The 13609-nt window shown below is 70.6% G+C and carries 13 protein-coding genes; 10 read left to right on the top strand and 3 right to left on the bottom strand.

Annotated features, from left to right (window positions below):
- Nucleotides 1-222: 222 nt before the first annotated feature.
- The 4 genes from ACU5E9_RS06280 to ACU5E9_RS06265 are packed head-to-tail and all read left to right on the top strand — an operon-like array spanning nt 223 to nt 4869.
- The gene (locus ACU5E9_RS06280) at nt 223-873 is read left to right on the top strand and encodes a TetR/AcrR family transcriptional regulator (RefSeq protein WP_456812757.1); all 651 of its coding nucleotides are present in this window, start codon (nt 223-225) and stop codon (nt 871-873) included.
- Nucleotides 870-2117, top strand: a complete 1248-nt coding sequence (locus ACU5E9_RS06275) for an alanine racemase (protein ID WP_456812756.1) — start codon at nt 870-872, stop codon at nt 2115-2117. The genes ACU5E9_RS06280 and ACU5E9_RS06275 overlap by 4 nt, the downstream gene beginning before the upstream one ends.
- Entirely contained in the window at nt 2114-3424 is a 1311-nt protein-coding gene (locus tag ACU5E9_RS06270; RefSeq protein WP_456812755.1) for a D-arabinono-1,4-lactone oxidase, read from the top strand. The genes ACU5E9_RS06275 and ACU5E9_RS06270 overlap by 4 nt, the downstream gene beginning before the upstream one ends.
- On the top strand, nt 3421-4869 hold the full coding sequence (locus ACU5E9_RS06265) for a glycoside hydrolase family 1 protein (RefSeq protein WP_456812754.1): 1449 nt from the start codon (nt 3421-3423) through the stop codon (nt 4867-4869). Before ACU5E9_RS06270 ends, ACU5E9_RS06265 begins: the two co-directional genes overlap by 4 nt.
- 94 nt (nt 4870-4963) lie before the next feature.
- Here the strand turns inward: ACU5E9_RS06265 and ACU5E9_RS06260 are convergent, their stop codons facing one another.
- Nucleotides 4964-5698 (bottom strand): ABC transporter permease, encoded by a 735-nt coding sequence (locus ACU5E9_RS06260; protein WP_456812753.1) that lies wholly within the window; start codon nt 5696-5698, stop codon nt 4964-4966.
- Complete coding sequence (locus ACU5E9_RS06255) at nt 5695-6429, bottom strand: ABC transporter ATP-binding protein (protein ID WP_456812752.1); 735 nt, start codon at nt 6427-6429, stop codon at nt 5695-5697. The genes ACU5E9_RS06260 and ACU5E9_RS06255 overlap by 4 nt, the downstream gene beginning before the upstream one ends.
- Before the next feature lie 182 nt (nt 6430-6611).
- On the opposite strand from ACU5E9_RS06255, the gene ACU5E9_RS06250 reads away from it, so the two are divergent.
- A complete protein-coding gene (locus ACU5E9_RS06250; RefSeq protein WP_456812751.1) occupies nt 6612-7178 on the top strand; it encodes a LemA family protein in 567 nt (188 codons plus the stop codon).
- 38 nt (nt 7179-7216) lie between these two features.
- Nucleotides 7217-8101 (top strand): M48 family metalloprotease, encoded by an 885-nt coding sequence (locus ACU5E9_RS06245; RefSeq protein ID WP_456812750.1) that lies wholly within the window; start codon nt 7217-7219, stop codon nt 8099-8101.
- A gap of 90 nt (nt 8102-8191) precedes the next feature.
- Here the strand turns inward: ACU5E9_RS06245 and ACU5E9_RS06240 are convergent, their stop codons facing one another.
- Nucleotides 8192-9412, bottom strand: coding sequence for a winged helix-turn-helix domain-containing protein (locus ACU5E9_RS06240; RefSeq protein ID WP_456812749.1), 1221 nt, complete (start codon nt 9410-9412; stop codon nt 8192-8194).
- A 150-nt stretch (nt 9413-9562) separates the two neighbouring features.
- Here ACU5E9_RS06240 and ACU5E9_RS06235 point away from each other — a divergent pair, with 150 nt between their 5' ends.
- The 4 genes from ACU5E9_RS06235 to ACU5E9_RS06220 are packed head-to-tail and all read left to right on the top strand — an operon-like array spanning nt 9563 to nt 13602.
- The gene (locus tag ACU5E9_RS06235) at nt 9563-10699 is read left to right on the top strand and encodes an ABC transporter substrate-binding protein (RefSeq protein WP_456812748.1); all 1137 of its coding nucleotides are present in this window, start codon (nt 9563-9565) and stop codon (nt 10697-10699) included.
- Nucleotides 10689-11549, top strand: a complete 861-nt coding sequence (locus tag ACU5E9_RS06230; RefSeq protein WP_456813506.1) for an ABC transporter permease — start codon at nt 10689-10691, stop codon at nt 11547-11549. The genes ACU5E9_RS06235 and ACU5E9_RS06230 overlap by 11 nt, the downstream gene beginning before the upstream one ends.
- Nucleotides 11546-12430 carry an ABC transporter permease gene (locus ACU5E9_RS06225; RefSeq protein WP_456812747.1) on the top strand — a complete coding sequence of 295 codons (885 nt, stop codon included), beginning with the start codon at nt 11546-11548 and terminating at the stop codon, nt 12428-12430. The genes ACU5E9_RS06230 and ACU5E9_RS06225 overlap by 4 nt, the downstream gene beginning before the upstream one ends.
- Nucleotides 12427-13602, top strand: coding sequence for an ABC transporter ATP-binding protein (locus tag ACU5E9_RS06220; protein ID WP_456812746.1), 1176 nt, complete (start codon nt 12427-12429; stop codon nt 13600-13602). Before ACU5E9_RS06225 ends, ACU5E9_RS06220 begins: the two co-directional genes overlap by 4 nt.
- The last annotated feature ends 7 nt before the right edge of the window (nt 13603-13609 follow it).

Here is a 13609-nt window from a genome sequence, read left to right as displayed (position 1 = left end):
CCGGTGAATGTCAACGTGGCGCGCCTCCCCGACCCGGAATTTGCCGAAGTTGTTATGAGCTGAAATCCGGTGTTCGCCCGACCGGTGCGGCATACTGGCGACTGGGTCATCTGCCCCACTCCCATGAGTTGAAACCCCATGAGTCGAAACCCCATGAGTCGAAACCCCATGAGTCGAAACCCCATGAGTCGAAACCCCATGACTCGAAACCGAGGTGCACCCGTGACACGCATATCCGCGGTGGACCGGCGCAGTGCACTGGTCGGAGCCGCCCTCAGGGTGGTCGCCGAGCGGGGCGTCGCCCACGCCACCACCCGGGCCATCGTCGCGGAGGCCGGAATGAAGCTGGCCAGCTTCCACTACGCCTTCGAGAGCCGGGACGAGTTGATGACCGAGCTCATCCGCTCGGTCACGGCCGACGAGGCCTCCGCTGTCCTGCCCGCGGCTCCGGCGGGAGAGGCCCCCGTGGCCCCGGGCGTGGACTCGCTCCGGCGCATCCTGCGCAGCGGACTGCAGCGCTACGCGGACCACCTGGTCGCCGAACCGCTCCGCGAGAAGGCCATGCTCGAGCTCACCCAGTACGCCCTGCGGTCCCCGGAGATGCAGCACCTGGCCCGGGAACAGTACGACGCCTACCACGCCCTCGCCGCGACGGCGCTGGAGTCCGCCGCCCGGCAGAGCGGATGCGAGTGGCTCCGCCCCGTCGATGACGTGGCCCGCCTGCTCGTCGCCCTCACCGACGGCGTCACCGTCGCCTGGCTGGTCGACCGCGACGACCCGGCCACCGCCACCCTGCTCGACCTCGCTGCAGACTCCGTCGCGGCCCTCGGGCGCGCCCGCACGAACACCGACCCGAAAAAGGTGAGCCCGTGATCCCCGAATCCACCCTCGACCTGTCCGTCCGCCCGGAAACGGCGCCGTGGCTCACCGCCCAGTCGTACTGGGAGGGGCTCACCGCGGCCACCCGGGGCCTGGACACACCCGTCGGGGTCTTGCACCTGGACGCGCTGCGGCACAACACCCACGACATGCTCGGGCGCGCCGCCGGCACCCCGATCCGCATCGCCAGCAAGTCCCTGCGGGTGCGTGGGGTGCTCGAAGCCGCCCTCGCCCTGCCGGGTTACAGCGGCGTACTGGCGTACACGCTGCCCGAGGCGCTCTGGCTGGCCGAGAGCATCGACGACGTCGTCGTCGGCTACCCCAGCGTCGACGTGGACGCGATCCTCCGGCTCGGCCGGTCGGCCGAGCTGGCCGGCCGGGTCACGCTGATGGTCGACTCGCTCGACCACCTCGATGCCGTCGACGCGGTGCTCCCGCCGTCCCGGCGGGAGAAGATCCGGGTCTGTCTCGAGCTCGACGCATCCTGGAACGCGCCGGTGCTCGGCCACCTCGGCGTCTGGCGTTCGCCCGTGCACACGCCGGAGGACGCCAGGGCCCTCGCCGTCGCCATCGTGTCCCGCCCAGGTTTCGACCTGGTCGGGCTGATGGCCTACGAGGCCCAGATCGCCGGCCTCGTCGACCAGCCCGCCGGGCGCCCGGTGCTGGGGCGCGTGAACCGCTGGGTGCGCAACAACTCCATCGTCGACATCAGCACCCGCCGCGCCGCCGCCGTCGCGGCCGTCCGGCAGGTTGCCAATCTCGAGTTCGTCAACGGCGGCGGCACCGGGTCGCTGGAGAGCACCCACGCCGACACCTCGGTCACCGACATCGCCGCCGGCAGCGGATTCTTCGGCGGGCACCTCTTCGACAACTACTCCGGGTTCCGGCCGGCGCCGGCGGCCGCGTTCGCGCTCTCGGTGGTGCGGAAGCCCACCCCGGCGTCGGCGACGCTGCTCGGCGGCGGCTGGATCGCCTCCGGCCCGCCCGGCACCGACCGTTCGCCCCGCCTGGTCTGGCCGGAGGGCCTCAACCTGGTTCCCCGGGAGATGGCCGGCGAGGTGCAGACCCCCGTCACGGGCGCCGCGGCCCGCGACCTGCGGGTGGGCGACCGGGTCTGGATGCGGCACACCAAGTCGGGGGAGCTCAGCGAGCACGTCAACGAATTCGCCCTGGTCCACGACGGAAATGTTGTCGACATGCTGCCAACCTATCGAGGCGAGGGCAAGGCCTTCCTGTGAGCGCCAGCGGCGCCCTCTGGCGCAACTGGGCGCGCAGCCAGTCGGTGATCCCGGCCCGGGTGGAGCGGCCCAGCAGCGCCGAGGCCGTGCAACGCGCGGTACTCGCCGCCGGCCGCACCGGGTCGCGCATCAAGGCCGTCGGCGCCGGGCACAGCTTCACCGGCATCGCCCTGGCCCCCGGTGTGCAGCTCGACCTCGACTGGAGCGGGGTGCGTGCCGTCGACGAGGCCGCCGGCCGGGTGACCCTCGCCGCCGGCACCCACCTCTACCAGCTGCCGGCGCTGCTGAAGCCGTACGGCCTCGCCCTGCAGAACATGGGCGACATCGACCGGCAGACCATCGCCGGCGCCATCTCCACCGGCACACACGGCACCGGCGGCGGGTTCACCGGCCTGGCCGGCCAGGTCGTCGGCGTGACCCTCGTCACCGGAGACGGATCGTTGCTCACTGTGAGCGAGACCGAGAACGCCGAGCTGCTGCCCGCCGTGCGGGTGGGACTCGGTGCCCTCGGAATCCTGGTCGACGTCACCATCCAGTGCGTGCCCGCGTACCTGCTGCACGCTGTGGAGACCAATGAACCGTACGAGTCGGTGCTCGAGTCTTACCTGGCCCGGAGCGCCACCGCGGACCACTTCGAGTTCTACTGGTTTCCGCACACCGACGCGGTGCTCACCAAGACCAACACCCGGCTGCCCCCGGGCGCCGCCAGGGCGCCGCTCGGCCGGATGCGCCGCTTCGTCGAGGACGAACTCCTCGCCAACGGCTTCTACCGCGGCACCTGCGCCGCCGGCGTGGTGATCCCGGCGCTGGTGCCCCCGGTCAACCGGCTCGCCGACGGGCTCACCGGCCGCCGCGACTACACCGACCTCTCCCACCGGGTGTTCGTCACCAACCGCACCGTGCGGTTCCATGAGATGGAATACGCGCTCCCGCGGGAACAGGTGCCCGACGCCATCCGTGAGGTGCGCGCGCTGATTGAGAAACGCGGCTGGCGGATCTCCTTCCCGCTCGAGGTGCGCTCGGCCGCGGCCGACGACAGCTGGCTGTCCACGGGCTTCGGCCGGGATACCGGCTACATCGCCGTGCACCGGTACTACCGCGAGAAGCCTGGTGAGTACTTCGCCGGGGTGGAGCCGATTATGCGCGCGCACGGCGGACGCCCACACTGGGGGAAGATGCACGACCTCGACGCCGACGCCTTGCGGGCGGTGTACCCGCACTTCGACGACTTCCTCGCCGTGCGGGACCGGCTCGATCCGGAGCGTCGTTTCAGCAACCGCTACCTGGAAAGAGTCCTCGGCCGATGAACAGCAATACCCCGGCGTCCCGCGCCTGGCAGCACCGCGCGGGGGAGCTGGGCGACCGGCTGCCCACCGGTTTCCAGATCGGAACCGCCACTTCCGCCTTCCAGATCGAGGGCGGCGCCAGGGACGGCGGCCGGGGCGAATCCAGCTGGGACGCCTTCACCCGGCAGAAGGGCCGCATTCTCGACGGCCAGAACGCGTCGGTATCGGCCGACCACATCGCGAACCTCACCGACGACGTCACCCTGTTGCGCGAGCTCGGCGCGGACCTGTACCGGTTCTCCTTCGCCTGGCCGCGCCTGCAGCCCGACGGTCGCGGGTCGCTCAACCGCGCCGGCCTGGCCTTCTATGACCGGTTGCTCGACGAGCTGCTGCGCACCGGCATCCGCCCGATGGCCGCGCTCCACCACTGGGACACCCCGCTCGCGCTCCGCGGCGGCTGGCTGAACCGCGACACCGCGCTGCGGTTCGGCGATTACGCGCACCAGATGGGCGAGGTCTTCGGCGACCGCATCGACGCCTGGGTCACCGTGAACGACCCCGCCACCGTCACCGTCAACGGCTACATGACCGGGGTGCACGCCCCCGGGGAGACGCTCCTGTTCGACGCCCTGCCGGCCGCCCACCACCAGCTGCTCGCCCACGGCCTGGCCGTGCAGGGCCTGCGCGCCGCGGACGTGCGCGGCCAGGTGGGCATCACCAACCAGCACACCCCCGTGCAACCCGGCACCGACCGCGAGGCCGACCGGGATGCGGCGGCCCTGTACGACCTGCTGCAGAACCGGCTGTTTGCCGACCCCGTGCTGCTCGGCCGCTACCCCGACCCGGTCGGCGTGTTCGAGAACGAACTGCGCTACCTGCACGAGATCGAACCGGACGACCTGCGCACCATCCACCAGCCGCTGGACTTCTACGGGGTCAGTTACACCGCGCCCAGCCGGGTTGCGGCGGGGGTGCGCCGCACGGCCGTGCCGGCGGGCAAGCCCGACGACATCCCGGCGGTGAACCGGCTCCCGTTCCGTCTCGAGGCGTTCCGGGAGCATCCGGTGACCGGGTCCGGCTCGCCGATCGCGCCGGAATACCTGCCCGTGCTCCTGACCGAACTGCGGGACCGGTACGCCGACGCCTTGCCGCCCGTGTACCTCACGCTCGCGGGCGCCGGCTTCCCCGACCGCACGGATGCGCAGGGCGCCGTGAGCGACCTCGCCCGCATCGACTACCTGGCCGAGCACCTCGTGGCCGCCGTGGAGGCCGTCCAGCCCGGCGGCCCCGCCGAGGGGGTCGCCCTGCGCGGCTGCCTGGTCTGGTCCCTGCTGGACTCCTTCGAATGGGCCACCGGCTACACCCAACGCTTCGGCCTGGTCCACATCGACTTCACCGACCCGTCCCGCCCGCGCACCCCCAAACTCAGCTACACCTGGCTGCAGCACCTCCTCAGCTCCCGTTAACCCGCTCCCGTTGACCCACCCCACAGCCCGCGAGCCGTGACCTGAGCCCCCCACACCGGCCGGGAGGCGTGCCCTGCTCACGGGGCGCGGACGGTCAGGGCGTGCGGCGGCGGAGGGTGATCGAGCCGAGGATCACGGCGCCCACGATCCAGGCCAGGATGATCAGCAGCTCGCCGAGCACGTAGGCGGTGTCTTCGCTGCCGGTGGCGACGGCGTTGAGCGCGTCGACGGCGTGCGAGAGCGGCAACCAGTCGCTGATCGCCTGCAGTACCTCGGGCAGCTGGTCCCGCGGCAGGAAGATGCCGCCGAGCAGGATCTGCGGGAACACGATGACCGGCATGAACTGCACCACCTGGAATTCGGTGCGCGCGAACGCGCTGGCCAAAAGGCCCAGGGTGGTGCCGAGGATCGCGTCGGCCACGGCGACCGCCACCAGCAGCCACACCGACTCCTCGATCTCGAGGCCGCAGACCGTGACGGCGAACAGCACCGCGATGCTCGACTGCAGCACCGCGAGCAGGCCGAACGCGAGGGTGTAGCCCAGGATCAGGTCGCCCTTGCCGAGCGGCATCGACAGCAGCCGCTCGAGCGTGCCGGTGCGCCGCTCCCGCAGTGTGGTGATGCTGGTGACCAGGAACATCACGATGAACGGGAACAGGGCGATCATGGCCGGGCCCACGCTCTGGAAGACATCGGTGTCCGAGAAGATCCAGGCCACCAACCCGACCAGCAGGCTCGGCACCAGCAGCAGGAGCGCGATGGTGCGAGGGTCGTGCCGGATCTGGCGGAGCACCCGGGCGGTGGTGGCCAGTGTGCGCATCGGGGTCATCGGCTGTTCCCGCTCGTGTTGCCGATCAGGCCCAGGAACGCGGCGTCGATGTCGGCCGCCCCGGTCGCGGCGAGCAGCCCGGCCGGGGTGTCGTCGGCGAGGACGTCGCCGTCACGCATCAGCAGCAGCCGGTCGCAGCGGGCCGCCTCGTCCATCACGTGGCTCGAGACGAGCAGGCTGGTGCCGCCGGCAGCCAGGCCGTGGAACAGCGCCCAGAGGTCCCGCCGCAGCACGGGGTCCAGCCCGACGGTCGGTTCGTCCAGCACCAGGAGTTCGGGGGAGCCGAGCAACGCCACGGCAAGCGACACCCGGCTGCGCTGGCCGCCGGAGAGCGAGCCGACCAGCTGGCGGGAGGCCGCACCGAGGTCCGTCGCACCGATCACCCGGTCCACGTCGGCGCGGCCGGCGCCGAGCACCGCACGGAAGTAGTCCAGGTTCTGCCGTACCGTCAGGTCGTCGTACACGCTGGCATCCTGGGTGACGTAGCCCACCCGCCGCCGCAGCTCCGCGGAGCCCGCCGGGCGGCCGAGCACGGTCACCGCACCGGATTGCACCACCTGCACGCCCACGATCGCCCGCATCAGGGTGGTCTTGCCCGACCCGCTCGGCCCGATCAGGCCCACGACCAGGCCCGCAGGGATCGAGAGGCTGAGGCCGCGCAGCACCCGGTGCGAGCCCCGCCGGGCGTGCAGCTCCGACACCACCACCGCGGGTTCCGACACTGTGTCCATGCCTGCATTATTCGCCGGTCAGGACATAAAGTCACGCAATCAGCGGGGAGGTTGCTTGGAGTGTGATGGGAAGGGAGTGGGAGCCCAGGTGGCCTTCGTTATGATGGCTGCATCGCACACATGCTGCGGCGGCCCGCCTCGTGCGTTCCGTCTCGCACGTTCAATCGCAAGGAGACGCTGCCATGGAATGGCTCATCCCGGTTCTCATCGTCGTCGCACTCGTTGCGATCGCGGGTATCTACCTGTGGGCGACGTACAACTCGCTCGTCACCCTCAAGGTGCGGGTGGATGAAGCGTGGAGCGACATCACGGTGCAGCTCAAGCGTCGTGCCGACCTGATCCCCAACCTGATCGAGACGGTCAAGGGCTACGCAGCCCACGAGAAGTCAGTCTTCGAGAACGTCACCAAGGCCCGCGCCGAGACCCTGTCCGCGCAGGGCCCGGTCGACGCCGCCGCGGCGGAGAACCACATGCAGTCCGCCCTGAAGAGCATCTTCGCCGTCGCCGAGGCATACCCGCAGCTGCAGGCCAGCCAGAACTACCTGCAGTTGCAGGGCGAGCTGGTCGACACCGAAGACAAGATCCAGGCCTCCCGCCGGTTCTACAACGGCGGTGTGCGCGAGCTGAACACCAAGATGCAGACCTTCCCGAACCACACATTCGCCAAGCAGCTCGGTTTCAGCCAGCGCGAGTTCTTCGAGGTCACCGACTCCGCGGCCATCGCCGAGCCGCCGCGCGTGCAGTTCTAACCGCACCCCCGAACGAGCCGTAACCCTGAAGAGGATCCATGTATAGCGCGATCGCGCGGAACAAGCGCAACACCGTCTTCATCATCGTGCTGTTCCTGGCGATCATCTCCGGTCTGGGCTGGCTGGCCAACGCCGTCTACGGCCAGGGCGGCTACGGCATCCTGATCCTGACGATCGTGGTCGCGGCCGGTTATGCGCTCATCCAGTACTTCGCCGCCGGCCGCCAGGCCGTGTCGATGAGCGGCGGCATCCGGGTGAACAGCGTCACCGACCACCCGCGGCTCTGGCGCATCGTGGAGAACCTGTCGATCACCACCGGCACGCCGATGCCCGAGGTGTACATCATCAACGACCCCGCGCCCAACGCCTTCGCCACCGGCCGCGACCCGCAGCACGCCATCGTGGCCGCGACCACCGGGCTGCTGGACATCATGGACGACGCCGAACTCGAGGGCGTGATGGCCCACGAGATCGGGCACGTGCGCAACTACGACATCCGGGTATCGATGATCGTCTTCGGCCTCGTCGTGGCCGTGGGTTTCATCTCCGACATGTTCCTGCGGATGGCCTTCTTCGGCCGCAACAACAACAGCAACGGCAACCCCGTCGTGCTGGTGTTCGGCCTGGTCGCCATGATCGTGGCCCCGCTGATCGCCTCGATCGTGCAGCTGGCCGTGTCCCGGCAGCGCGAATACCTCGCGGATGCCACCGGCGCGCTCACCACCCGGCAGCCGGATGCGCTCGCCAGCGCCCTGGCCAAGCTCGGCGAATACGGCCGCCCGATGCGGAAGCAGAACACCTCGATGGCGCACCTCTGGATCGCCGACCCGCTCAAGCCCGGCGTGATGGACAAGCTCTTCGCCACCCACCCGCCGCTGGGCGAGCGCATCGAGCGCCTGCACGCGATGGGCAGTAAGTTCTAGCCAGCGCGGCCTGACCCAACTGGTCCCGCACCGGACAAGTGGTCCCGGTGTGCCGGGTCCTTTTGTCCGCAGCGGGAACAGTTGCTGCGGCTAGGCAAGCTGGGCGGCAAGCTCGGCGGCCAGGGCGGGCGCGAGGGTGCCCCGGGGGACCACCTCGATGGTGTCCAGGCCCTGCCAGGCGGCCGTGCTGCGGAGCACCCCGGCGAGGCGGGCGGCAGTGTCCGTCGGGGCGGTGGGCTCGGCCCAGCTGGCCTGCACCCGCAGCACCCCGGACTGCCGGTCGTTCTTGAGGTCGACCCGGCCCACGATGGTGTCGCCGAGCAGCACCGGGAGCACGTAGTAGCCGAACTGGCGTTTCTCCTTGGGTGTGTAGATCTCGATCCGGTAGTGGAAGTCGAACAGGCGCTGCGCCCTGGCGCGTTCCCACACCACCGGGTCGAACGGGCTGAGCACGGCGGCGGCGTCGATCCGGCGCGGCAGCCGGGCGTCCCGGTGCAGCCACGCATCGCCGGGGGCACCGTTCCTGCCCCAGCCCGGAACCTGCACCGGGATGAGCTCACCGGCGTCCTCGAGCTCGTCGATCGCGGCCCTGGCCGGCTCCGTGCGCAGCCGGAAGTAGTCGGCCAGGTCCTTCACGGTGCCGATACCGTGCGCCCGGGCGGCCTGGGCGATGAGCGCCCGGTGGGCGTCGGCGGCCGGAATCTCCCGGTCGAGCAGCTCGGTGGAGAAGACCTGCTCGGGCAGCGCGTAGACCCGCTCGAAGCGTTCCCGGCCGCCGCTGACCACGTCGCCCCAGCGGAACAGGGTCTCCAGGCCGATCTTCACGTCTGACCAGCCCCACCACGGGCCGCGGTTCTTGTTGGCGTCGTGTTCGATGGCGCTGGCCCGCATCGGGCCGTTGGCCGCCAGCTCCGCCTTGAGCCAGGCGAGCATCGGGGCGTTCTCCTGCGACCAGTGCGCGTCGTCGGCGGCGGCCCGGTCGCGGTATGCCTGCATCCGCCAGCGGAACAGCGGCCAGTCATCCACCGGGATCAGCGAGGCCTCGTGCACCCAGTACTCGGTCAGGCGCGGATTCGCGCCGCTGCTGAGCCGGTCCAGCTGTGCCTTGTCGTACGGTCCGAGCCGGCTGAACGCGGGCATGTAGTGGCTGCGCTCGAAGACGTTGACGGAGTCGATCTGCAGCAGTGCGAGCCGGTCCACCAGGGCGCCGAGCTGGCGGATGCCGGGAGCTCTGGTCGCGGGCGGGCGACCGAAGCCCTGCGCGGCCAGGGCGACGCGGCGGGCGAGGGCGGGGGAGAGGGTCTGGACCACGCCTCGACCCTACCGGCGGCCAGGGACATCCGACGTTCACGCGCCGTTCAACGCGGTGGCGCCCCTCAGCCATTCGGCGCTTCTAGTCTCACAGCGATCGGTAACCCGGTACCTGACTGCTCATACCCCGACTTCCCCTACGGAGGACCCTTGCCTACCACCCGAACCCTGGCGGCCACCATCGCAGCGACCGCAATCGTCGCCCTCACCCTGACCGGTTGCTCGGGAGCCGCGGATGCCGCGGGCACCGACGGTTCCGTCGACGCGGCCACCGCCACCAGCCTGTCCGCCTTCGGTGACCTGGCCGCCCTCGAGGCCGCCGCCATCGATGAGGGCGCCCTGAACGTGATCGCCCTGCCGCGCGACTGGGCCAACTACGGCGCCGTGCTCGACCTCTTCGCCGAGAAATACCCGGAGATCACCATCACCGAGGCCGCCCCCGACGGCTCCAGCGCCGAGGAGATCCAGGCGGCCGAGAACCTGGCCGGCCAGGACACCGCCCCCGACGTCTTCGACCTCGGCCTGGCCGTCGCGCTCTCCAGCACCGACCAGTTCGCCCCGTACCAGGTGGCCAGCTGGTCCGACATCCCCGACGCCCTGAAGGAAGAGAGCGGGCTGTTCGTGGGTGACTACGGCGGATACATGGCCGTCGGCTACGACCCCGACGCCGTGCCGGCGCCGGAAGAACTCAGCGACCTGCTCGGCGACGAGTACAAGGGCAAGGTCGCCATCAACGGCGACCCGACCCAGGCCGGCGCCGCGTTCGCCGCCGTCGGCCTGGCCGCCGTGCAGAACGACGGCTCCGTCGACGACTTCCAGGCCGGCATCGACTTCTTCAGCGACCTCAACGCCGCAGGCAACTTCGTGAAGATCGACCCGACCCCCGCCACCATCGCTTCCGGTGAGACCCCGGTCGTCTTCGACTGGGACTACCTCAACGTGGGCTACGGTACCCAGCTGGAGGGTGAGCGCAACTGGGAGGTCGTGGTCTTTCCCGGCACCGGGTACGCCGGCTACTACAACCAGGCCATCAACAAGGACGCCCCGCACCCCGCCGCGGCGCGCCTCTGGCAGGAGTTCCTCTACAGCGACGACGCCCAGAACCTGTGGCTGGCCGGCGGCGCCCGCCCCGTGCTCGCCGAGGCCATGGCCGCGGACGGCACCATCGACGCCGACCTGTTCGACGCGCTGCCCGCCGTGCCCGACGAGACGGTGGTTCCCACGGCGGACCAGAGCGAAGCCGCCGCGACGCTCCTCGGCGAGAAGTGGGCAGCGGCTGTCCAGTAGGTTCCGTGTGCCGGCAGCAGCCTTCGGGCTGCTGCCGTTCGCGGTCTACGTGCTGCTCTTCCTCGCGCTGCCGACCCTGATCGCCGTCGGCACCGGGTTCGTCGACGGCGATGGCGGCTTCACCCTCGACACCGTCGCCGCCCTCGGCGACCCCGTCGTGCTGAACGCCTTCGGCAGCTCGATCGGGTTGTCGGCGTTGACCGCGGTGATCGGCGCCGTCGTCGGCGCCCTGGTCTGTTACGCGCTCCTCGGCGCGGCCCCGGACGGGCCGCTCCGTTCCACCATCGACTCGCTCAGCAGCGTGCTCGCCCAGTTCGGCGGGGTCATGCTCGCCTTCGCGTTCGTCGCGACCATCGGCATCCAGGGCATGATCACGGTGCTGCTGCGCGACACGTTCGGTATCGACATCTACGCGGACGGCGTGTGGCTCTACGAACTGCCCGGCCTGGTGCTGCCCTACATCTACTTCCAGGTTCCCCTCATGGTGATCACCTTCATGCCCGCCCTGGTCTCGCTGAAGACGACCTGGGCCGAGGCCAACGCCACCCTCGGCGGCAGCACCCGCAGCTACTGGCTGCGGATAGCCCTGCCGGTGCTGGCCCCGTCGTTCCTGGGCAGCCTGCTGCTGCTGTTCGCCAACGCGTTCTCGTCCTACGCCACCGCCGCTGCCCTCACCAGCCAGGGCTCGCAGATCGTGCCGCTGCAGATCCGGTCGGCCCTGACCAGCGAAACCATGCTCGGCCGGGAGAACCTGGCCGGGGCCCTGGCCCTCGGCATGATCCTCGTGATGACCGCCGTGATGATCGGCTACTCCGTGCTGCAGTCCCGCGCGGCGAGGTGGCAACGATGAGCGCCGGCCTGCGCACGCGTGGCGGCGTCGCCCACGCCCCGAGCCGGCTGGCCCGCGGCCTGATCCTCGGCAGCGTCGGGCTGGTCTTCGCGGTGCCGATCCTGGCGATGATCGAATTCACGCTGCGGCGGGGCCTCGCCGGCGGGTACGACTTCCACCGCTGGACCGACCTGTTCGCCGGCGGCCTCACCGGTGAGTACCGGCCCGTGCTGGTGGCGCTGGGCAACTCGGTGGGCCTGGCGGTCGGCACCGTCGCCATCGTGCTGCTGCTGCTCGTGCCCACCATGCTGCTTGTGCACATCCGCTTCCCGCGCCTGCGCCGCACGCTGGAGATCATCTGCATCCTGCCGATCTCGATCCCGGCGATCGTGCTCGTGGTGGGCCTGGCCCCGGTGTTCTCCGTCGTGGCCCGCCTCGCCGGCAGCGGAGTCTGGACCCTCGCGTTCGCCTACGGCATCACCGTGCTGCCCTTCGCCTACCGGGCGATCCAAGCCAACCTCGACGGCGTAGACGTGCGCACCTTGAGCGAGGCTGCCCGCACTCTCGGCGCCGGCTGGGGCAGCGTGCTCGTGCGGGTGCTGGTGCCCAACCTCCGCCGCGGCATCCTGGCCGGCGCCTTCATCGCCGTCGCCGTTGTGCTGGGCGAGTTCACCATCGCCTCCCTGCTCAACCGGGTCAACCTGCAGACTGCGCTGGTGGTGGTGAGCAAGAACGACCCGTACACGGCCGTGATCCTCTCGCTGGTGGCGCTGTTCGTGGCGTTCCTGCTGTTGATCGCGATCGGCCGGCTCGGCACCGAACGCCGGCGGCGCACCACCACGCCCCTCACCCCGATCCCGACCCCGACCCCGACCCCGACCCCGACCGGAGCCCGCCCATGAGCCAGCCGTCAGCGCGCGCAGCGCAGCCCACAGCGCAGCCCACCCCCCGCGCCGGGGCCGTCGTCGAATTCGCCGGGGTGGTCAAGAGGTTCGGCAACCACCTGGCGCTGACCGAGTTCGACCTCACCCTCGCGGCCGGCGAACTCGTCGCACTGCTCGGCCCCAGCGGCAGTGGCAAGACCACGGCGCTGCGGGTCCTCGCGGGCCTGGAGAACACCGATGACGGCCGCATCCTGATCGACGGCGACGACGTCTCCTGGCTGCCCACCAGCCGCCGTGACATGGGGATGGTGTTCCAGTCCTACTCCCTGTTCCCGCACCTCAGCGCCGGCCAGAACGTCGAATTCGGGCTGCGGATGCGCCGGGTGCCGGCCGCGGAGCGCCGCACCCGGGCCGCGGATGCGCTGGCTCTCGTCGGCCTGGACGCCCATTACGACAGGTACGCGCACCAGCTCTCCGGCGGCCAGCAGCAGCGGGTGGCGCTGGCCCGGGCGCTCGTGACCGAACCCCGGGTGCTGCTGCTGGACGAACCGCTTTCCGCCCTGGACGCGAAGGTGCGGGTGGGCTTGCGCGAACAGATCCGGCGCATCCAGACGGAGCTGGGCATCACGACCCTGTTCGTGACCCACGACCAGGACGAGGCCCTGGCGGTGGCGGACCGGGTGGCGGTGATGCGGGACGGCCGGATCGAGCAGGTCGGCACCCCGGAGGAGCTGTACACCCGGCCGGCGACCCCGTTCATCGCCGATTTCGTCGGCCTGTCCAACCGGCTGCCCGGAATGGTGCGGCACGGTTTCGCCGAGGTGCACGGAGTGACCCTGCCGCTGCTGGACCCCTCCCAGGCGGACGGCCCGGTGCGCATCTTCGTGCGCCCGGAAGACCTCACCCTGGAAAGTGCCGGAGCGTCCTCCGCCCGGTCTGTGCCCGGGATGGCTGTGCCCGAGACGGCCCTGCCGGGCACGGTGCTGCTGTCCAGTTTTCTCGGCTCGCTGCGGCGCACCAGCGTGCTGCTGGAGCACGGTGGAACCGTCGTCGTGCAGCACGACGTGCGCCAGCGGCTGGAGGTGGGCGAGAAGGTCTCCGTACGATTCGGCGGCGCGCCGGTGCCGGTGGAGGACGCGTCGGGACCCGCCGCGGCCGGCGCCCCCGTTTCGGTTGTCGCACCGTCTTAGACTGGTC

The organism is Cryobacterium sp. AP23, assembly GCF_054075385.1.
Note: the sequence above shows the minus strand (reverse complement) of the source record. Positions and strands in the feature narration are given on the sequence as shown.

Excerpts from the sequence above, each read along its gene's own strand:
- ACU5E9_RS06220 (WP_456812746.1), top strand. The coding sequence starts at position 12,427 with ATGAGCCAGCCGTCAGCGCGCGCAGCGCAGCCCACAGCGCAGCCCACC.
- ACU5E9_RS06245 (WP_456812750.1), top strand. The coding sequence starts at position 7,217 with ATGTATAGCGCGATCGCGCGGAACAAGCGCAACACCGTCTTCATCATC.
- ACU5E9_RS06250 (WP_456812751.1), top strand. The coding sequence starts at position 6,612 with ATGGAATGGCTCATCCCGGTTCTCATCGTCGTCGCACTCGTTGCGATC.
- ACU5E9_RS06265 (WP_456812754.1), top strand. The coding sequence starts at position 3,421 with ATGAACAGCAATACCCCGGCGTCCCGCGCCTGGCAGCACCGCGCGGGG.
- ACU5E9_RS06255 (WP_456812752.1), bottom strand. The coding sequence starts at position 6,429 with ATGGACACAGTGTCGGAACCCGCGGTGGTGGTGTCGGAGCTGCACGCC.
- ACU5E9_RS06260 (WP_456812753.1), bottom strand. The coding sequence starts at position 5,698 with ATGACCCCGATGCGCACACTGGCCACCACCGCCCGGGTGCTCCGCCAG.
- ACU5E9_RS06225 (WP_456812747.1), top strand. The coding sequence starts at position 11,546 with ATGAGCGCCGGCCTGCGCACGCGTGGCGGCGTCGCCCACGCCCCGAGC.